The organism is Aeromonas sp. 600282, assembly GCF_049175755.1.
Lineage (GTDB): Bacteria > Pseudomonadota > Gammaproteobacteria > Enterobacterales > Aeromonadaceae > Aeromonas > Aeromonas veronii_A.
The window spans coordinates 104311-124727 of record NZ_JAAKVR010000018.1 but is presented as its reverse complement, the minus strand read 5'-3'; the positions used below and the strand labels follow the sequence as shown (position 1 = coordinate 124727).

Annotated in this window: 16 protein-coding genes; 3 read left to right on the top strand and 13 right to left on the bottom strand. The window is 60.8% G+C overall.

The window, feature by feature from the left end; translation table 11 throughout:
* Positions 1-253 precede the first annotated feature (253 nt).
* Entirely contained in the window at positions 254-760 is a 507-nt protein-coding gene (locus G5137_RS16825; RefSeq protein WP_128815396.1) for an NUDIX hydrolase, read from the top strand.
* A 132-nt stretch (positions 761-892) separates the two neighbouring features.
* Entirely contained in the window at positions 893-3055 is a 2163-nt protein-coding gene (locus G5137_RS16820; protein WP_421255693.1) for an AsmA family protein, read from the top strand.
* 173 nt (positions 3056-3228) lie between these two features.
* Here G5137_RS16820 and glnE read toward each other — a convergent pair whose 3' ends face one another.
* From glnE to G5137_RS16775, 9 genes are all read right to left on the bottom strand, one after another.
* Positions 3229-6102, bottom strand: a complete 2874-nt coding sequence (gene glnE, locus G5137_RS16815; RefSeq protein WP_421255692.1) for a bifunctional [glutamate--ammonia ligase]-adenylyl-L-tyrosine phosphorylase/[glutamate--ammonia-ligase] adenylyltransferase — start codon at positions 6100-6102, stop codon at positions 3229-3231.
* Positions 6103-6289: 187 nt separating this feature from the next.
* Positions 6290-7633: an NCS2 family permease gene (locus tag G5137_RS16810; protein WP_421209950.1), complete on the bottom strand. Its 1344-nt coding sequence runs from the start codon at positions 7631-7633 to the stop codon at positions 6290-6292.
* A 264-nt stretch (positions 7634-7897) separates the two neighbouring features.
* Positions 7898-8227 (bottom strand): hypothetical protein, encoded by a 330-nt coding sequence (locus G5137_RS16805; protein WP_216951990.1) that lies wholly within the window; start codon positions 8225-8227, stop codon positions 7898-7900.
* A 93-nt stretch (positions 8228-8320) separates the two neighbouring features.
* Positions 8321-9988: an energy-dependent translational throttle protein EttA gene (gene ettA / locus G5137_RS16800; RefSeq protein WP_042054910.1), complete on the bottom strand. Its 1668-nt coding sequence runs from the start codon at positions 9986-9988 to the stop codon at positions 8321-8323.
* Positions 9989-10174: 186 nt separating this feature from the next.
* Complete coding sequence (locus tag G5137_RS16795) at positions 10175-11005, bottom strand: 5'-methylthioadenosine nucleosidase (protein WP_421173204.1); 831 nt, start codon at positions 11003-11005, stop codon at positions 10175-10177.
* Between the two features lie 107 nt (positions 11006-11112).
* Positions 11113-11967 carry a lytic transglycosylase domain-containing protein gene (locus tag G5137_RS16790; RefSeq protein ID WP_421255691.1) on the bottom strand — a complete coding sequence of 285 codons (855 nt, stop codon included), beginning with the start codon at positions 11965-11967 and terminating at the stop codon, positions 11113-11115.
* Positions 11968-12122: 155 nt separating this feature from the next.
* The gene (locus G5137_RS16785; RefSeq protein ID WP_421255690.1) at positions 12123-12311 is read right to left on the bottom strand and encodes a hypothetical protein; all 189 of its coding nucleotides are present in this window, start codon (positions 12309-12311) and stop codon (positions 12123-12125) included.
* Between the two features lie 204 nt (positions 12312-12515).
* On the bottom strand, positions 12516-13121 hold the full coding sequence (locus tag G5137_RS16780) for a DUF2076 domain-containing protein (RefSeq protein WP_216949599.1): 606 nt from the start codon (positions 13119-13121) through the stop codon (positions 12516-12518).
* 110 nt (positions 13122-13231) lie between these two features.
* Positions 13232-14245 carry an NAD-dependent epimerase gene (locus G5137_RS16775; RefSeq protein WP_421255689.1) on the bottom strand — a complete coding sequence of 338 codons (1014 nt, stop codon included), beginning with the start codon at positions 14243-14245 and terminating at the stop codon, positions 13232-13234.
* A gap of 309 nt (positions 14246-14554) precedes the next feature.
* Here G5137_RS16775 and G5137_RS16770 point away from each other — a divergent pair, with 309 nt between their 5' ends.
* Complete coding sequence (locus G5137_RS16770) at positions 14555-15166, top strand: YitT family protein (RefSeq protein WP_005349421.1); 612 nt, start codon at positions 14555-14557, stop codon at positions 15164-15166.
* A gap of 101 nt (positions 15167-15267) precedes the next feature.
* Here the strand turns inward: G5137_RS16770 and G5137_RS16765 are convergent, their stop codons facing one another.
* From G5137_RS16765 to G5137_RS16750, 4 genes are all read right to left on the bottom strand, one after another.
* Positions 15268-16299, bottom strand: a complete 1032-nt coding sequence (locus G5137_RS16765) for an ABC transporter ATP-binding protein (protein WP_421205864.1) — start codon at positions 16297-16299, stop codon at positions 15268-15270.
* Positions 16296-17354: an ABC transporter ATP-binding protein gene (locus G5137_RS16760; protein ID WP_421255688.1), complete on the bottom strand. Its 1059-nt coding sequence runs from the start codon at positions 17352-17354 to the stop codon at positions 16296-16298. Before G5137_RS16760 ends, G5137_RS16765 begins: the two co-directional genes overlap by 4 nt.
* 31 nt (positions 17355-17385) lie before the next feature.
* Entirely contained in the window at positions 17386-19203 is a 1818-nt protein-coding gene (locus tag G5137_RS16755; protein ID WP_421255687.1) for an extracellular solute-binding protein, read from the bottom strand.
* A 149-nt stretch (positions 19204-19352) separates the two neighbouring features.
* Positions 19353-20396, bottom strand: coding sequence for an ABC transporter permease (locus G5137_RS16750; protein ID WP_421255686.1), 1044 nt, complete (start codon positions 20394-20396; stop codon positions 19353-19355).
* Positions 20397-20417 lie beyond the last annotated feature (21 nt).

Here is a 20417-nt window from a genome sequence, read left to right as displayed (position 1 = left end):
TCAGAAGTGAAACGCGGTAGCGCCGATGGTAGTGTGGCATTCGCCATGCGAGAGTAGGACACTGCCAGGCACCCAATTTAAGAACCCCGCTCAATGAGCGGGGTTTTTTATTGCCTGGAAATCAGAAAGTAGCCTGAAAATTGGCCAGTGTTATCCCCTCCTTCCCCTGAATTCCTGATCATCCCATCAGTTTTACTCATAAAAAACGGCCCTGGCTGCGTAAAATGGTGCTTTATCTGGTCGGAGATAGCCCATGTTTTGTCCAAAATGTGGTTGTCAAACCTTGCAGAGCATCAGCCCCAAAGAGTTTCGCTGTGGCTGCGGTTTTCATTTTTTCCAAAATGTGGCGACGGCGGTGATGGTAGCGCTTTGCTGGCAGGATGAGGTGCTGGTTGCGGTGCGTGCCCGAGATCCGGGCAAGGGGTTGCTGGATCTGCCTGGCGGATTTGTCGATCCCGGCGAGTCGCTGGAGGGGGCACTTGTGCGCGAGTTGCAGGAGGAGCTGGGGCTCGATGTCAGCGCTCATCCTTGTACCTATCTCGGTTCCTTTCCCAATATCTATCTCTACGATGGCATCACCTATCACACCTGTGACACCTTTTTCGCTATCAAGCTGAGTGAAAAACCGTTCATCCAGCCGGCTGACGATGTGGCCGCCTGTCAGTGGCTGAAGATCAGCGATATTCCCTTGCCCCGCTTTGCTTTCGAATCGACGCGCACCGCGGTGGCGCGGCTGCAGCAATCCTCTTTGCAAGCCTGATCCCTGCTGATGACGATGGGGATTGGCAGCGACCATCCCTGTCTCATCCTTGTCCACTTTTGTCCCGCAGACGCCATTCGTCAGACGGTGAGTGGTATAGTCAGCAGTGGATCCGGATTCAAGGAGCATATCGTGAAGAAGATAGTTCTCATCTTGCTCGGCATCGCCGTGGCAGCCTTGCTGGCCATAGTGACGTTGATAAGCCTTATCGACCCCAATCAATTCAAGCCCCAACTGGCTGAACAGGTGCGCAAGAGCACGGGTCGGGAGCTGGTGATGGCGGGGGAGATTGACTGGCGTTTCTGGCCGAGTCTCGGCCTCTCGCTGGAGAAGGTCGCTCTGCGCAATCCGGCCGGTTTTGCCGAGCCGGATCTGGTTCGTTTCGAGCAGGGCGAGGCCTCGGTGGCCCTGTTGCCGCTGCTCTCCCATCGTCTGGAGATCGGCAAGGTGACCCTGAGTGGCGCCCATCTCTTTATCCAGACCAAGGCGGATGGCAGCTCCAATCTGAGCGGACTGCTCAAAGATGCCACTGCTGATGCAAGCGAACCGGTCGTTCCCGCAGCCCCAGCGCCAACCGCTGATAGCAAGCCCTGGCAGATCAGCTTGCAGGGTGTCGCGCTCTCCCAGGCCAGTGCGCTGGTACAGGATGATCGCAGCGGCACGTCGCTGCGACTGGATCGCCTCGATCTCGATATGGGGCAACTGGCCACCGGTCAGTGGGTACCCGTGACGCTGGCCGCCAAGGGGAGTGCCGACAAGCTCGCTTTCGACGTTAAAGGGCAGACCCAGATCAAGCTGGCGCAGGAGGTGATGGCGAGTGAGCTGAAAGATCTGAGCCTCAGCGGCAGCCTGAGTGACCCGTCTCTGCGACTCGACAGTTTCTCCATCAAGGGAGACCGACTGGCCCTTGGTGAGTGGAGCAACCTCACGTTGGCGCTGAAAGGAGCCAAGGGTGAGGGGCAGCAAGCTTCACTGGCTGGTTCGCTGGAAGGAACGCTCAAGGGACGGCTCGATAAAGAGATGAAGCTGGCCGAGCTCTCCGATGTGCTGCTGACGGCTGCGCTGGAAGGTGATGCGCTGCCGCGCCCGCAGATGAAGCTGAAACTGGCCGGGTTTGCCCGTGCCGAGCTCGACAAGGAGTTGATTACCCTGAGCAAGCTGGTGATGAGTGCTGATGAGGCGCTGCTGAGTGGTGATGGAACCGTGCAGCTTGGCGCTGTTCCCTCGATCAGCTTCGATCTCAAGGGGGAGAAGCTGGATCTCGACAAATGGCTCGCCAGATCGGCACCGACCACACCAGCGCAGGCGAGAGAGGACAAACCAACGGTCGGTGCTTCCAATACCGCTGCAACTGGCGATAAAGAAGCAACCGGCAAGAGCGAAGCCCTCTCCGCGGTTGAACCGGATCTGGGCGCGCTCAAAGGTGTGGATCTGGATGGTCGGTTGCAACTCGGTAGCCTGCGCCTGAAAGGGCTGGATCTCGGTACTGTCGATCTGCAGGTGGTTTTGGCCAAGGGACTGCTGACGCTCAAACAGTTCAGCGCGACCGTGGCGGGCGGTCAGGTAAGCGCGAAAGGGGTTCTCGACGCACGCCAGCAACCCGCCACCTACAAGGTGCACAAGCAGGTGGCCGGAGTGAACATTCGTCCCTTGCTGCAGACTCTGGCCCAGAGCGATCTGCTGGAGGGTAAGGGCGATCTCGATGTGCAGGTGCAGGGGCGTGGTCTCTCTCCTCTGGCACTGCGCAACGGAATGCAGGGCAAGGTGACCTTGAAGCTGAGCGACGGCGCCCTGCACGGCATCAACCTAGCGGAAATGATCCGCGAGGCGCGGGCCACCCTCACCGGCAAGGGGGCCGAGCAGGTGAAGGAGGCGCGCAAGACCGACTTCAGCGCCCTCACCGCCAGCTTCCAGATTGCCGACGGCATCGCCCGTAGCAACGACATCCAGCTCTTTGCCCCCGCCTTGCGGGTCAAGGGCGAGGGGCAGACGGCGCTGGTGCTGGAGAGCCTCGACTTCCTGTTCCTCACCTCCATTGTCGAGAGCAGCAAGGGGCAGGGGGGCAAGGATGTGGATGAGCTGAAGGAGATCACCATTCCGGTGCGGATCGGCGGTCACTGGCAAGCCCCCAGCTACCAGCTCGATGTGAAGGCGCTGCTTAGCAACAACAAGCTGCTGGAGGATAAGGCGCGCAAGGAGGCCGAACGCGGCCTCAAGAAGCTGCTGGGGGACAAGGCCGACAATGAAGCCGTCAAAGGTGTGGCTGACCAGCTGCTCAAGGGATTGTTCAAATAGCCCCAGCCTTTCGTTTTATCCCCATGCAGAGCCCGCCCCGTGCGGGCTCTTTCTTATTGTGGAGACCGTTCTGTGAGTGTCGTATCGGACTAGGCATTTGCCTGGCAACTCTATAGGGAAGGGCCCGCCTGAATTGCTTCAGGCGGGCCCTTTTTCATTGCCGCTGGCGGGAATTACTCCCCCAGCAGGGTTTGCCAGACGCCGAGGACATGGCTGCGCTCACTCTGCAGCTGATCGTCGCTCACCTTGCGGGAGATCTCCGAGAGGTTGAGGCGATGGCCGAGGTTGCGGATCTCCAGATAGGCGTGCTTGAGCCCCTCCGCCTGCTCCAGCGTGAGTACCCCCGCCAGCACGCACTCATCGAAGATGCGCACGTTATCGGACCAGCGGGTGAGCGCCTCGGGTTCACCGCAGGCGTGGGCCAGCACCAGGTACTGGGCGATGAACTCGATGTCCACCATGCCGCCGGGGGACTGCTTGAGGTCGAACTCGCCGGCGCCCGCCTTGAGCAGGTGATCCCGCATCTTGTGGCGCATCTCGCGCACCTCGCGGGCCAGGGTCGGCAGTTCGCGCTCCTTGGCCAGCACGGCGCGGCGGATGCGGGCAAACTCGGCAACGATGGCGTCATCGCCATAGATGGGGCGGGCCCGCACCAGTGCCTGATGCTCCCAGGTCCAGGCCTCGTTTTGCTGATACTGCTCATAGGCCGAGAGGGACGAGACCAGCAGGCCGGAGTCGCCGGAGGGGCGCAGCCGCATATCGATCTCGTAAAGAATGCCGGACGGGGTGCGGGTGCTGAACAGGTGCAGGATCCGCTGTGCCAGACGCAGGTAGAACTGGCGGCTGTCGATGGGTTTGCGGCCATCGGTGTAGCTGTTGGGGTCACCGCCGTGCAGGAACACCAGATCGAGATCCGAGCCGTAGCCGAGCTCGATGCCGCCCAGCTTGCCATAGGCCACCACCGCGAAACCGCGCTGGCCGCTGGTTGCCACCTCGGGCGGCACCCCGTAGCGCTCGCTCATCTGGGCCCATGCCTGATTGACCACCTCTTCGGTGATCGCCTCCGCCAGCCAGGTGAGGTGGTCGCTCACCTTCATCAGCGGCAGGGCGCCGGCGATGTCGGCCGCCACGATGCGCAGCAGCTGCACCTGCTTGAACTGGCGCAGCGCTTCCATCTGCTGCTCCACGTCCTCTTCGGGGATGCGCAGCAGGAACTGGCGCAGCTGGGGCTTGTACTGATCGAGCGGGGTGGGGTGGTAGAGGTGCTGGGGATCGAGCAGCTCATCCAGCAGGATAGGGTAGCGGGCCAGCTGTTCGCTCACCAGATGGCTGGCGTCGCACAGCCGCACCAGCTGGCGCAGGGCGCCCGGATTTTCCGCCAGCAGTTGCAGATAGGCGCTGCGGGTGAAGATGCGGGTCAGCAGCTCGCATACCCGCTCGAACAGGCGGGCGGGTTGCTCACTGGCGACCACCAGCCGCAGCAGCTCCGGCATCAGCCAGTCCAGCGCGATGCGCCCCTGCGGCCCCACCTGACGGCGCTTGTACTCCTCCTTGAAACGCAGCAGGGCACCGCAGAGCGGGGCTGGCTCGACGACCCCTTGAGCAGTCAGCAATTTTTCCAGCTCGGCGGCGTCGAGCTCGGTGCGCCAGAGATCGAGCCAGAGCTGCTCCAGATGGGCGGGTGCCTCTTTCTCTTCCCCCACCACGGCGGCGAACTCCTGATGGACGGCGGCCATCTCCTCATCCAGATAAGCCATAAAGGTGCCCCAGTCGGCAAAGCCGAGGGCGGCGATCAGCCGCTGGCGATCCCGCTCCTCGGTGGGCAGGGTCTGGGTCTGTTGATCGCCGATCTCCTGCAAGATGTTCTCGACCCGGCGCAGGAAGCGGTAGGCCGTCAGCAGGCGGTTGCAATGGGTGGATTCGAGGGCGCCGCACTGGGCGATGGCGGCCAGCGCCTCTGGCAGATGGCGCACCCGCAGCGCCGGCTCACGCCCGCCGCGAATAAGTTGCAGCGCCTGGGCGATGAACTCCACCTCGCGAATGCCGCCAGCCCCCAGCTTGATGTTGCCCTCCAGCCCCTTGCGGCGCACCTCGGCGGCGATCATCGCCTTCATCTGGCGCAGGCCGTCGATGACGCCGAAGTCGATATAGCGGCGAAACACGAAGGGGCGCAGCATCTCGGCCAGCTCCACCGCATGTTCGCACTGGGGCCCCAGCACCCGCGCCTTGACCATGGCGTAGCGCTCCCAGTTGCGGCCGTGGTGCTGGTAGTAATCTTCCATGGCGGCGAAGGAGATGGCGAGCGGCCCCGCATCGCCAAAGGGGCGCAGCCGCATATCGACCCGGAACACCTGACCATCCTGCGTGGGCTGGTGGAGGGCGTTGATGATGCGCTGGCCCAGCTTGATAAAGAACTGCTGGTTGGCGAGCTCGCGCCGTCCGCCGACCGTGTAGCCGTTCTCGGGGAAGGTGAAGATAAGGTCGATATCCGAGGAGAAGTTGAGCTCGCCGCCCCCGAGCTTGCCCATGCCGAGGATAAGCAGCGGCTGCGGGTTGCCGTTGCCGTCCATTGGTGTGCCCAGCTCGCCGCACTGTTTGGCGTAGAGCCAGTCGCGGGCAGAGCAGATCAGGGCATCCGCCAGTTTGGTGAGGTGGATAAAGCTCTCTTCTACTTCAGCGTGGCCCAGCAGCTCGCGCCAGGCGATCACCAGCATGCAGCTGCGGCGGAACTGGCGCAGGATACGCTTGAGCGCCTCTTCATCGCTTACCTCGGCGAGCAGGGAGGTGAGGTCACTCTGGTAGGCGGGCCACCGCTCGGAGCGCTCCAGATCCCCGGAGGCGAGCAGTTGTGTCAGCAACTCGGGCTGTTTGAAGAGGGAATCGGCGACAAAATCGGAGAGGCCGAGCAGGGTCAGCAGGGTCTGGCGAACGGGCTCGGGCAGCGAGCCATAGTCGGGGGCCAGTTCAATCAGCCGTTGCCAGTGGCGCTGGGCCAGCTCCTGCAGCAGGGGGGAGAGGGCGGAGAAAGAGGGAGAGTGCTGGGCCACGGTTGCCGTCCTTGTGGTTCACGACAGCGGGTTAACGACACGAGGTTAACAACGCTGCCGGTTCAAAATGGTGGCTGCCAATCTAGCACTGTCAGGCCCCCGCGTCACAGCGCAGGGGCGAGAAGCATGATCCGGCAAATAAAAATGGGCTCCCTGTCGGGAGCCCATCGGATTGCACTGGTCATTATCAGTGGCTGTCGACCCAGACGAACTTGAGCACGAACAGCAGGGCCACCACCAGCACGCAGGGGTTGATCTCGCGCCAGCGGCCGGTACCCGCCTTCATCACGCAGTAGGAGATAAAGCCGACGGCGATCCCCTCGGTGATGGAGAAGCTGAACGGCATCATGACGGCGGTCATAAAGGCCGGTACCGCTTCGGTCAAATCTTCCCACTTCACCCGGGTCAGCTCGGAGCACATCAGCACGCCCACATAGATAAGGGCGCCAGCGGCAGCATAGGCCGGCACCATGGCGGCGACCGGGGAGAAGAAGATAGCCAGCAGGAACAGCAGGCCGACCACGATGGCGGTCAGACCGGTACGGCCGCCGACGGCGACGCCGGAGCTGCTCTCGATAAAGGCGGTAACCGAGGAGGTGCCCATGAAAGCGCCGCCGACGGAGCTGACGCTATCGACCATCAGCGCCTGTTTCATGCGCGGGAAGTGGCCCTTGTCATCGGCCAGCTTGGCGCGGTTGGTGACGCCGATCAGGGTGCCGGAGGAGTCGAACAGGTTGACCAGCATAAAGGAGAAGATGATCCCGGCGAGGCTGATATCGAGCGATCCCATCAGATCCAGCTGGCCGAACACCGGCTCGATGCTGGGAGGCATGGAGACAAAGCCCTTGAAGGTGACATCGCCAAACAGCCAGCCCAGACCCGTGGTGACCACGATGGCGATCAGCACGGCGGAGTGGACGCCGCGGGCGGAGAAGATGCAGATCAGGAAGAAACCGAGCAGCCCCAGCAGGCAGGGCAGGGAGGTGAGATTGCCCACTGTCACCATAGTCGCGGGGTTGGCCACGACGATCCCTGCGTTGTGCAGGCCGAGCAGGGCGATCAGCAGACCGATACCGGCGGTGATGCCGACCCGCAGAGTAAGCGGGATGTTGCCGATCAGCCAGTAGCGCACCCGCAGCAGGGTGAGGATCAACAGACCCATGGCGCCCCAGAAGATGGTGCCCATGCCCACTTGCCAAGAGTAACCCATGCCCGCGACCACCACGAAGGCGAAGAAGGCATTGAGGCCCATGGCGGGGGCCAGCGCGATCGGCAGGTTGGCCAACAGGCCCATCAGGATGCTGCCGATACCGGCGATGAGGCAGGTGGTGACGAACACGGCCTGGGTGTCCATGCCCGCAGCAGAGAGGATCTGCGGGTTGACGAACACGATATAGACCATGGTCAGGAAGGTGGTGATACCGGCGATCACTTCGGTGCGGGCGGTAGTGCCATGGCCTTGCAGGGCAAACAGGCGCTCAAGCAATCCTTGCCCGGCGGCCTGATTGGCAGCTTGGTGTTGTTGATTCATGTTGGATTCCAATAGGTGACGTGAAATAAGCAGCAGGGGAACGGGCTATCCCATCCATGCGGGGTAAATTGCCCTGTTTCTGGCGGTTAAGTAACCAGACTCGTCCTGATACCGTGACAGCGCGCACATTTTTACACAGGCGGCGCCGTTTACAAACCCCGGATCTGCGAAGCAGATCAATGAATAGAGTAAAAATTCAAACGTTTGCTTTTTGAGCATGAAAAAAGGTTCTCAGCAGAGAACCTTTTATCGAAAATTGGAGGCTTAAAGGGTTTTGAAGTAGCGCTCGACCAGCTGGGCCAGCACCGAGTCGAGCCGGTCTTGCACTTCACCCAGTTCACGGCCGAAGCGGCGCAGAAACAGGCTTGCCTGCTCTTCGGTCAGCTTGCGCCCCTCGATAAAGAACTCTTGCTCCGGCAGCTGCTTGTCATAGCGGGGGATCAGCACCCAGCTCACCAGCTCGGGCTCCACGGCGGCAAAAATCTTGGCAGCAGCGGCACAGAAGGTCTCTATATGTGTCTTGCCATCCGGCCCGAGACAACCCGGTTCAACCCGGATCTGGATGGTGAGTTTTTTCTCTATGGGGGTCGTCATCGTGCTACATCCATGCAAAGGCATCCGTCTAGGATTGTAAGCCAAAAGACAACAGAAAGGGGAGCCGGAGCTCCCCTCAACACGCAGTCAGCCTTATTTGGCGATGCGCTTGTACTTGGCGCGATGGGGCTGGATCGCCTCGGCGCCGTAGGTCTTCTTCTTCCACTCTTCGTATTCGGTAAAGTTACCTTCGAAGAACTCGATCTTGCCCTCATCCTGATAGTCCAGGATGTGAGTGGCGATACGGTCGAGGAACCAGCGGTCGTGGGAGATGACCATGGCACAACCCGGGAACTCCAGCAGGGCGTTCTCGAGGGCGCGCAGGGTTTCGATATCCAGATCGTTGGTCGGTTCATCCAGCAGCAGCACGTTGCCGCCGGTCTGCAGCAGCTTGGCCAGGTGCAGACGACCGCGCTCACCACCGGAGAGTTCGCCAACCCGCTTCTGCTGGTCGGAACCCTTGAAGTTGAAGCGGCCGATATAGGCGCGGCTCGGGAACTCGTAGTTGCCGATGCGCAGGATATCCTGACCGTCAGCGACCTCTTCGAATACCGTCTTCTTGTCATCCATGCTGTCGCGGAACTGATCGACAGAGGCCAGCACCACGGTTTCACCCAGGGTGATGGAGCCGGAATCCGGCTGCTCCTGACCCGACATCATGCGGAACAGGGTCGACTTACCGGCACCGTTCGGGCCGATGATGCCGACGATGGCCCCCTTCGGAATGGCAAACGACAGATCGTCGATCAGCACCCGATCACCATAGGATTTGCGCAGGTTAGCCACTTCCACCACCTTGTCGCCGAGGCGCGGTCCGGGCGGAATGAACAGCTCGTTGGTCTCGTTGCGCTTCTGGTAGTCGTTGGTGTTAAGCTCTTCGAAGCGAGCCATACGGGCCTTGGACTTGGCCTGACGCCCTTTCGGGTTTTGACGAACCCACTCCAGCTCTTTCTCGATGGACTTGCGGCGAGCCGCCTCGGAACTGGCTTCCTGCGCCAGACGGGCGTCCTTCTGCTCCAGCCAGGAGGAGTAGTTGCCTTCCCACGGGATACCTTCGCCGCGGTCCAGCTCCAGGATCCAGCCCGCCACGTTGTCGAGGAAGTAACGGTCGTGGGTGATGGCCACAACAGTGCCTTCGTAGTCGTGCAGGAAGCGCTCCAGCCAGGCCACGGATTCCGCATCCAGGTGGTTGGTCGGTTCGTCCAGCAGCAGCATGTCCGGCTTTTCCAGCAGCAGACGGCACAGTGCCACACGGCGGCGCTCACCACCGGAGAGGTGCTTGATCTTGGCATCCCAGGCCGGCAGGCGCAGGGCATCGGCCGCACGCTCCAGCTGGTTTTCCATGTTGTGGCCGCCCTGGGCCTGGATGATGGCCTCCAGCTCGCCCTGTTCGCGGGCCAGCTTGTCAAAGTCGGCATCCGGGTCGGCGTAGGCCGCATAGACCTCGTCCAGACGGGCCATGGCGCGCTTCACCTCGCCAACGGCCTCTTCGACTGCTTCGCGTACGGTCTGCTCCGGCTCCAGCTTCGGCTCCTGCGGCAGGTAGCCGATCTTGATGCCGGGCTGCGGACGGGCTTCCCCTTCGATCTCGGTGTCGATGCCCGCCATGATGCGCAGCAAGGTCGATTTACCGGCGCCGTTCAGACCCAGCACGCCAATCTTGGCGCCCGGGAAGAAGCTCAAGGAGATATTCTTGAGAATATGACGCTTGGGCGGCACTACCTTGCCGACCCGGTTCATGGTGTAAATAAATTGAGCCATTGGCTAATTCTCTTCCTTTTCAGCAGGTTAATGTCTTGGCATTAACAGACTGATGTCGTGGTGGGGCCTGGTCGACACAGGTCAACCCGGTTCCAAAAAACGTTCCGATTGTAAACCAATGGGCAAGGGGGGGCAAAGATGGGGGGGAAAGATAGGCCGCCTGTCATGACGGCCTCTTATAGGGCCTTATGCCTTGTGGAAACTGTTGATCAGCGCGTTTGCGTAATCAATGACAAATTGCTGGCAGTGGATGGCAGTCTGCGGGTCAAACTCTTCACCGTGGAGATCGGTATTGGAGAGTACCCGGATGCCGACAAAGGGTACCTTGTAGGCCTCGGCCACTAGGGCGGCGGAGGAGGTTTCCATCTCTTCCGCGGCGGTCTGGTAGGTCTGATGCAGCCAGTTGATGCGCGCTACCTGTCGGTTCCACTCATCGGCGGTGCCAATGATGCCGCCTACTACTCGGCCGTGGCGATAGCGATCGGCCATACCGAGGGCGCGGCCAATCAGCTCGGGATCGCCAGCGAACGAGCTGTGCTCCACCAGCTTGCCGTTATCGCGCAGACGCATGGTGACCTCGAAGTTGTGCCATTTGCTCGGATCGACGCCTTGCTTGGCGTGCATCAGGTCACTGCGATAGGCTCCCATGTTGAAGCTCTTGGTGCCGATAACGATATCGCCCCGGTGCAGTGCCGGATCATGGCCTCCTGCCGTACCCTGATTGATGATGAGACGCGGCTTGAAACGCTCAATCGCCAACGTGGTGGCGGCAGCGGCATTGGCCAGACCCACCTCGGTGCGGGAGATGACCACCGGATAGTCCGAGATAGTACCCTGCCAGTATGTCCAGGCCCCCACAGTCAGCTCCGTCTTGTCTTTCAGTGCGGCAACGAGAGTTTCGACTTCGACGTCCATCGCCCCCTGGATCAGGATGGGGGCCGGGGTGGCCGCCATCACGCTGGAGGAGAGGAGGGCAAAGAGGGTGAGCAGGCGCGAACAGCGTTTGATGATATTCATGGGATACATGTAGGGCTGGCGAGAAAGCGCCGGATCCTACCGAAAGGAAAACGGTTGTGCAATGTTGGTGCGTGTTTTGTCAGTAACGGACATGCTGATGAATGGCCTCAGGGCTGCTTGTGGCCAGCGAAGTAGAGCACCCGTTTTACATACTCCTGTGTTTCGTCATAGGGTGGGATCCCGCCATAGCGTTCCACCGCTTTTTCCCCGGCATTGTAGGCTGCCGAGATCAGTACCCAGTCGCCATCGAAGCGGCGATCCAGCCATTTGAGATAACTGACGCCACCCTTGATGTTCTGGGCTGGATCGAATGGCCGGGTTACCCCGAACCGTTGCTGGGTTTCGGGGATCAGCTGCATCAGCCCTTGGGCATTCTTGGGGGAAACGGCACGGCTGTTGAGATTGGATTCGGCGATGGCAATCGCTAGTACCAGCCGGGCATCCACCTTATGGTGTTTGGCGGCGTGACGCAGCATGGTGACCAGCTTCTGTTTGCCCGGTGACTGGCGTGCCAGATATGCCTCGACATTGAACGGTGTGCTGGGCAAGGCGGAATAACTCCCCTGACCGCCACGGATCCCGATGCCACACCGCTCCCCCATAGGGGCATTGCCGATGCGGGCGTTGTAGTAACGGGCGGCCTGTTGGTTACCCAGGCGCATAGCCATGGCGAGATAACTGTTGGCCAGCCTGGCGCTGCGCACCGAGGCTGGGCCGGTGGCGAGCAGGCGGCCGATCCGGAAATAACCTTCGGGATTGCCGGTGCTGGCGGCGACACAGTAGAGGGCGATGGCTTTTTGCAGATTGCCGTGTTGCTGGGCCACTTGACCCTGCTTGATCGCCGTTAGCGCCTTGGGGGCCTGTCTGAAATCCCTGCCTTGTGCCATCGCCCGCGGCGTACCTGCCAGTAACAACGACAAAAAAAGCAGCAAAAACAGTCCGTTTTCGCTGATGTGCCTCATGGGTTATCTCCTGTTTGAGTACAGAAGATATAGAGGAACATGGCTGCTATCGCCACGAACCCAGTGGATCCTGTTGTTATAGCCGGTTGGTTTCAGAGAGCAAAACGGTATGGAACTAACGGCATCTCGACAGTTTCACACCATTTTTCATCCGGTTAAAAGTCGTGGTGATACTCCTGCTCATCCAGCACGGCGGGAGGAAGCGCGCGATAGAAGCTGCCAATTTCGCTGACAACCCAGAGCGAAAGCAGGGCCAGCAGGCTGAGCAGGGGAAGCAGAGAGTGGCTCTGGGTCAGGGCATAGGTCGCAATGGCGGCACCGGTCAAAAGCAGGGTTCGGATCATGAGGTGGCTCCTTGTCGTCATGGGGGTGTTGCGTGGCCACGGACAGAGCGCCTGGGGTCGGGAGTTGTTCCCGGGTGGCACGAAGCGCGCTGAGTATATCGCGTCATGCCGCTGCCGATCCGTGGTGTCATCACACTTTCCATAGTCATGGGTTTCGTATCGAGTTGGGCCCCGCCAGATGCGGGGCCAGTAATGGTTTGACGGTCAGAAGAAACCGCCGTTGTTATCGTCACTGTCGGCCCAGCCGCCACTCAGGTTATCGTCGTCGAGAAAACTGCTGCCAACATCGGGAGGTGAATCCCAGCCGTCCCAGCGTACCGGTTCCGCATCGACCGGATTGGCGATGGGCGCTGGCTCTATTATGTCGATGATCTCCTCGGGCCGGTTGCTGTGAAACAGTCCGCCGATCATGTCGGCCAGCATCACGCCACCGGCAACCCCGGCTGCGGTTTGCAGGGCGCCCCCTAAAAAGGAGCTGGCACGGGACGCGGGCTGGGCAGGCGCGGTTGCCGGTGGCGGCGTAAAGCGCGGGGGCATGCTGCTCTCGCTACCAAACAGGCCGGAGAGAAAACTGCCGCCGCTCGAACTGTTCTGGCTGGCCTCCAGCTCCTTGACTCGATCGTTGAGGCGGGTAAGGGCTGCCTGCTGGATCAGCAGCGCCTGGGCCATGTAGTAGGGGGCATCGGGCTGCTCTGCCAGATGCTGGCGGATCAGCTGATCCGCTTGTGGGTCTCGTTTGCTATCCCTGGCTTGCGCTTGCTTGAGGCGGTCGAACAGTCCATCGATCAGACCCTGTTCCTGTGATTGCATCTCAAATCCTCGCTATGGTGCGCAGACAGTGCGTTCAGCCATCCTAAAACCCGCGGGGCATCAGTGGTATCTGATTAACTCATCAATGACCGAGAGGCTGCCCGTGCTCGTCAGCGGACGGGCCGGTAGTAGTTGAGATACCAGCGGACAAACTCGGCAACACCTTGCTTGAGGGGCGTGGCGGGGCGCAGGCCGGTGAGGGTGTGCAGCGGCTCGCTGTCGGCCCAGGTGGCGTGCATGTCGCCTGCCTGCATCGGCTGCATCCGCTTGATGGCGGGCTTGCCGATGGCCTCTTCCAGCGCCTCGATAAAATCGAGCAGCCGCACCGGCTGGCCGTTGCCGATATTGAGGATGCGGTAGGGGGCGGCGCTCTCGGCCGCGCTCTGCTCGCTGGCATGCCAATCGGGATTGGGGCGGGGCGGCTGGTCGGCCACGGTGAGGATCCCCGCGACGATGTCGTCTATGTAGGTGAAGTCGCGGCTGAGATCGCCGTGGTTGTATACGTCGATAGGCTCGCCCGCGAGGATGGCGCGGGTGAACTTGATGATGGCCATGTCAGGCCGGCCCCAGGGGCCGTAGACGGTAAAGAAGCGCAGCCCTGTGGTGGGCAGGCCATAGAGCGCCGAATAGGCGTGGGCCATCAGCTCGCCGCTCTTTTTGGTCGCAGCGTAGAGGGAGACCGGGTGATCCACCTGCTGCGCGGTGGAGTAAGGCATCTGATCCCCCATGCCATAGACCGAGCTGGAAGAGGCGTAGATGAGGTGCTGGATCCCGTGCTGGCGACACCCCTCCAGCACCGTCAGCATGCCGGTGAGGTTGCTGTCGGCGTAGGCAAACGGATTCTCCAGCGAGTAGCGTACCCCCGCCTGAGCCCCCAGATGGATCACGCGCTCGAAACCATGACGGGCAAAGAGAGTAGCCATCGCTTCGCGATCCGCCAGATCGACCCGTTCGAAGTGGAAATGGGGATAACTGGCCAATTGTGCCAGCCGCGCCTCTTTCAGACTCACCTCGTAGTAGTCGTTAAGGTTGTCGATGCCCACCACCTGATGACCCGCCGCGCAGAGCCGGCTGGCCACATGAAAACCGATAAAGCCGGCAACACCGGTGACCAGATAGGTCATGGTTGGGGTCCTGTGCAGATCATGGGGCTCCTGACAGTGATGAGAAAAGGGGGTTGCGCGCTTTGTAGCAGAGCCGGCGCGTTTGCGCCATGGCAAACCGCCTCTGTCGGCGCGGCATGCTGCATCTTGGTGCAGCGGGTGTCAATGCCAGATGACAGGCACCAGAATGGGGCGTTCAGCCTGACTGTTGTGATCCTTTTCACAAAAAATAGACTGGACCCCATAACGAAGCCCTGTGGACAGGGCTCGCAGCCCGCCCGCAACGGCAGGCGACAGACACTCTCTCTTTACTTCGCTTGGATACAGGTTATGGACAACACCTCGATTCGCACTGCTCATCCTATTTATGAGGATGTGCTGGCCCTGCTGACGGCGGCCGGCTTTGTTTCCCTCGGCATCTTTCTGTTTCATCAGGTTGGCCTGCTTACCGGCGGGACTGCCGGGCTGGCGCTGCTGCTGCAAAAGGTGACCGGCATCAGCTTCGGCCTGCTGTTTTTCGGCATCAACCTGCCCTTCTATGCGCTGGCATGGCTGCGGATGGGGCCACGTTTTACCTTCAACACCTTTGTCTCGGTGGCGGCGGTCTCCTACATGACAGATCACCTCAACGGGGTGTTGCAGATCGGCAAGATAGAGCCCCTCTATGCGGCGCTGATCGGCGGTACCTTGATTGGCATGGGGCTGCTCATCATGTTCCGTCACAAGTCGAGTCTGGGGGGCTTCAACATTCTGGCGCTCTTTATTCAGGATCGCTTTGGCATCCGGGCGGGTAAGCTGCAGATGGGGCTCGATTGCGCCATTGTTGTTGCCTCGTTTTTCGTGGTGCAGCCCTGGATCCTGGCGCTCTCCATCGTGGCGGCGGTTATCTGTAATCTGGTGTTGACACTCAACCACAAGCCGGGCCGTTACCAGATTGCCTGACAAGCGGCAGCCGTGACACGATAAGACAAGCGTGACCCGATAGCACGAGGCGGCCTGATGGCCGCCTCGTCTGTTTCTACCCTGGGGTTTGTTCGCTGCGCCTAGCTCGCCTGCTCCAGCCTGCTGTCGCCGCTTATAGCGTTGCCGCTGATGGCGTGACTACCGACGGCGAGCGGGGTGTGGCAGGCCACCTGATGATGAGACTCATCACACGCCTCAAGCCTTGGTGCCTTGCTTTTGCACAGATCGGTCGCATGGGGACAGCGCTGGTGGAAGTGGCAGCCGCTTGGCGGCGAGATGGGGGAGGGCACATCGCCGGTCAGCAGAATGCGCTGGCTGCGCCTGCGCGGGTCCGGCACCGGAATGGCGGAGATCAGCGCTTGGGTGTAAGGGTGGCGCGGCGCCAGATAGAGCGACTGGGCATCCGCCAGCTCGACGATCCGTCCCAGATACATCACCGCGATGCGATCCGAGATGTGTTTGACCACCGACAGATCGTGGGCGATGAAGATGATGGAGAGGTTCATCTCCCGCTGCAGGCTGAGCAGCAGGTTGACGATCTGCGACTGCACCGAGACATCGAGGGCCGAGACTGCCTCGTCGCACACCAGCAGCTTGGGCTTGAGAGCGATGGCGCGGGCGATGCCGATCCGCTGGCGCTGACCGCCGGAAAACTCGTGGGGGTAGCGATCCACCGCACTTCCCGGCAGGCCCACTTTTGCCAGCAGCTCTTGCACCCACCCGCGCCGCTGCTCAGTGTTGCCTTTACCGTGGATGATAAAGGGCTCCTCCAGGATCTGGCCCACGGTGTGGCGGCTGTTGAGGGATTCTGCAGGATCCTGAAATACCATCTGCATCTCTTGGCGCAGGGAGCGCATCTCCTTCGGGCTGAGGTCGGTGATATCGCGCCCCTCGAAGGTGATGGTGCCCGCGGTCGGCTCGAACAGTTTGAGCAGGCTGCGCCCGAGGGTGGACTTGCCGCAGCCCGACTCACCCACCAGCCCCAGCGTCTCCCCCTGCTTGAGATCGAAGCTGATGCCATCCACCGCGTGAACCGTATATTGCTTGCGCAGGAACCCGCCTCCCAGCCGGAAGTGCTGTTTCAGATCCCTGACCGATAACAGAGTGCTCATACGGTCAACTCCTTCCAGTAGTGACAGGCGACATGGTGGCGCGGATTGAGTTGCTCCACCGCCGGAATGGCGCTGACACAGAGATCGGTCGCATGGGGGCAACGGTTGGAGAAACGGCAGCCAGCGGGCATTTCGTGCAGGGCTGGCACCTGTCCCTTGATGGTCTTGAGCAGGCTCTTGGGCTCATCCTCGAGACGCGGGATCGAGCTCATCAAGCCGTGGGTATAGGGGTGACGGGGATGGCCAAACAGCTCGAACACATCGGCCTGCTCTACTGCCCGCCCGGCATACATCACCACCACTTCGTCGCATAGCTCAGCTACTACCCCCAGATCATGGGTGATAAAGATGATGGCCATCCCGGTCTGGGCCTGCAGCTCTTTCATCAGTTCGAGGATCTGGGCCTGAATGGTGACATCCAGCGCCGTGGTCGGCTCGTCGCAGATAAGCAGGTCTGGCTCGCAGGAGAGCGCCATGGCGATCATCACCCGCTGGCGCATACCGCCGGAGAGGTTGTGGGGATAGACAGCAAAGCGCTGGGCCGGTTCCGGGATCCCCACCTTCTGCAGCATGGCGATGGCCGCGGTTTTGCGCTGGGCCTTGTCGTACTCGGGGCGATGAAGGCGAAACACCTCCATCAGCTGCTCACCGACCGTCTGCACCGGGTTGAGGGCCGTCATCGGCTCCTGAAAGATCATCGAGATGCGGTTGCCGCGCACCTTGTACATCTGATCCGGCGCAAGCGACAGCAGCTCTTCCCCCTGAAAGCGGATAGAACCGGCTACCACCTGACCGTGGGGTTTGGGCAAGAGCCCCATGATGGCGAGCGAGGTAACGCTCTTGCCACAGCCGGACTCGCCGACGATCCCCAGCGTCTGACCCGGTGCCACCTTGAAGCTGACCCCGTCGAGCACCTTGATCTTGCCGTCATCGACGGCGAACTCCACCTCGAGATCGCGTACTTCGAGGATTGGGGCTTGGTGCTGGCCGTGATCAACGGCGAACTCCCCCCCGTTATCCGGTACGTCAAGAATGGGGGCCTGGGTGTTGGGCATAACTGCTGCTCCCTTCGCAATGGCCTGAATATCAATGACGTGCATAGGTCTTGTCGAGCAGGTTGATGGGCGCCAGCGCCTCCCCTGCCTCCTTGGCGTTGCGGGTCTCTTCCTTCACCTTGGGATCGAGCCAGAGCAAACCGCCGCTACTGTGAGGATAACCGTCCATCGGCCAGTAGAGCAGATCCGGTGTGTTCTTGGTGGCAGGCACCTCCGGCAGCATCACATAACGCCAGCTGCTGGCCCGCACATAGTTGAGCTGCACCCCAGGCACGAAGATGGCGAGATCATAGATGCGCTGCTGGATCTGCTGGGAGAGCTTGGCCCGTTTGGCCATGTCGAATTCGACGTTGTAGGCATCGATCAGCGCGTCGAGCTCCTTGTCCGCTACGTTGAACAGGTTGTTGGTCTGCGGTTTGTTGGCGTTGGCGGAGTGGAAAAATTCCCAATATTGCGGATAGAGACCGCCGCCGCCCCAACCGAGCCAGGCCGCCTCGTGTTTCTTCTCCAGCATCACCTTGAAGCCGGTGGCGCCATCCACTAGGTTAAGCTCCAGATCGAGACCCGCTTTCTTGGCCTCTTCTTTCAGCACAGTCAGTCGCTTGGAGTGCTCCTGACTGGTGTAGGTGAGCGCTAGTGTCAGCCGCTCACCCTTCTCATTTTGCAGGATGCCGTCCGGCCCCGGCTTGTTGTAGCCGCCCTTGGCAAAGTACTCCCGCGCCTTACCGATGTCATAAGCCCGCTCCGGCAACGTGATGTCGGTGAATTCGCCAAAGCCCGAGTCAAAGGTGGTGGCTCTGTCATAGTCGCCGCGCAGCACGGTCTCGATCATCTTGTCGATGTTGAAGGCGTGCTGGATGCCGAGGCGCACGTTTACGTCCGCCAGCTTGGGGTTGGCCACATTGAGGTGCACCCCCTGACCGCCCTGTTTGGTGTCGGTCATGGCCATCACCTTCTGCACGTAGCCTTTTTTGTACTCCGGGGTGACCGCTTTTTCATGCCACCAGTTGGGCAGGATCATCTCGAAGGTATCGATCTCCCCTTTCAGGAAGTGGCGGAAGGCGATGTTGTGGTCGCGGATCACCTGCACCTTGATGGTGTCGATGTTGAATCTGTACTGGTTGTAGCGATCATCCTTTGCCCACCAATCCTTCTGCTTGCTGAAGGTGACCGACTTGCCCTTCTTGACGTCGCTGATCACGTAGGGACCTGTGGTGGGCACCACGGCCCAGTTGTACTGCTTCACCCAGTTGGGGGTCAGCTTGTAGTAGTGTTTGGGCTGGGGCCACAGCTCGGTGGTGTTGAGCAGGTCCATCTTGGCCTTGCGGTTGCCCGCTTTGACCATAATGGTGTGATCATCGATCTTCTCTACCGCTACCACTTCAGTGGTGTAGTAGTTGTTGAACCAGGGCCCCTTGATGTGTTTGGAGCGCATCATCTCGTAGCCGAAGGTGTAGTCGTCAGCATTGACCGGCTTGCCATCCGACCATTTGGCTCGCGGATCCAGCTTGAAGTAGACGGTCTGGCTGTCTGGCGCGATGGCCCAGTGGGTCGCCAGCGAGGGGATGGGGTTGCCGGTATTGGGGTGGAAGCTGATGAGTCGCAACTGGTTATCGAGAATAAAGGAGCGGAACGATCCGTTGGAGTCAGGCCCCACGGTGCGAAACGTCAGCGGAAAGCTCTCCACAAACATATTGAGGCTGCCGCCCGACAGCGCCTTGGGGGAGGCGAACACAGGATCCGTGTCGTTGGTCTCCCATTTGAGATCCGCGGGCAGGCTGGCCGCCCAGACCCAGGATCCGTTTACCAGCACAAAGAGAGCACCTATCCATTTGATTTTATTTTTCATGTTTGACTTCCAGGTCTGGCCCCTGCACTGGGGGTCTTGATTGATAACGGGATTATCCCTTGCTCCCGGGACCGCCGATGGCGGCGGCCCGTCCTTCATTAATCACTGTTCGTTACCCGGCACCTGCCGATGCGCTGGCATCGGCTGGCTTATTGGTAACGGGTAAATATGCGCGGATCGAACGCCTCGCGGATCGCCTCACCGATAAAGGAGACCATGATCAGCACCAGACTCACCGCGGCCACCACCGAGCTGACGATCCAGATGGCATCCAGATTGTTGATGCCCTGGGAGAGCAGCTCCCCCCAGCTCGGGGTCGGCGGTGCCAGCCCGAAGCCCAGATAGTCGAGGGCCGTGAGGGTGGAGATATTGCCCACCACGGCGAATGGCGCCAGGGTAACGATCATCATCAGGGTGTTGGGCAGGATGTGGTTGAAGATGATCCGCCCGGTGGTCGCCCCTTGCGCTCGCGCCGCCATCACATAGTCTCGCGCCCGCTCCTTGTAGGTGAGGGTGCGCATATACCAGGTGATCCCCATCCAGCCGAACAGCACGTTGATGGCGACAAACAGGCCGAAGTTGGGCTTGGCCAGCGACACCAGGATCATGATGACGTAGAGAAACGGCACCTGGGACCAGATCTCTATAAAGCGTTGCAGAATGAGGTCAAAGCGGCCGCCGAGAAAGCCCATCAGACAGCCGATGGTGACCCCGATGGCGTAACTGGCCGCCAGCGCGATAAAGGCAAAGCCGATGGCGATGCGAAAGCCGTAAACCAGTCGCGCCAGCACGTCGCGGCCGCTGGTGTCGGTGCCGAGGAAGTGGCGCTCGGCCGCGCTGGGGGCGTAAGGCGGGTAGGCATCCTCCTTGAAATCCTGCTCGTAGGGGTTCCAGGGCACCGGCGGCAGCAGCACCCAGTCGCCCTGGCCCTCTGCGGCAAATTTGGCCTTGAGCTGGCGGTAGTTGGTCTCGTATTCGTAATCGAGCCCGAACTGCTGACCGGGGATCACATCGCCATAGGTGGGGAAGTGCAGCTGGCCCTGATAGCTCACTATCAGCGCCCGGCTGTTGACCAGCAGCTCCGCCAGCAGGGAGAGCAGCACCAGGGTGGTGAAGATGATGAAGGAGTAGTAACCGCGCTTGATCGATTTGAAGCGCTTGAGTTTTTTCAAGGTAACCGGATTGAGCTTCATGGTCAGTCTCCAAACCGCACG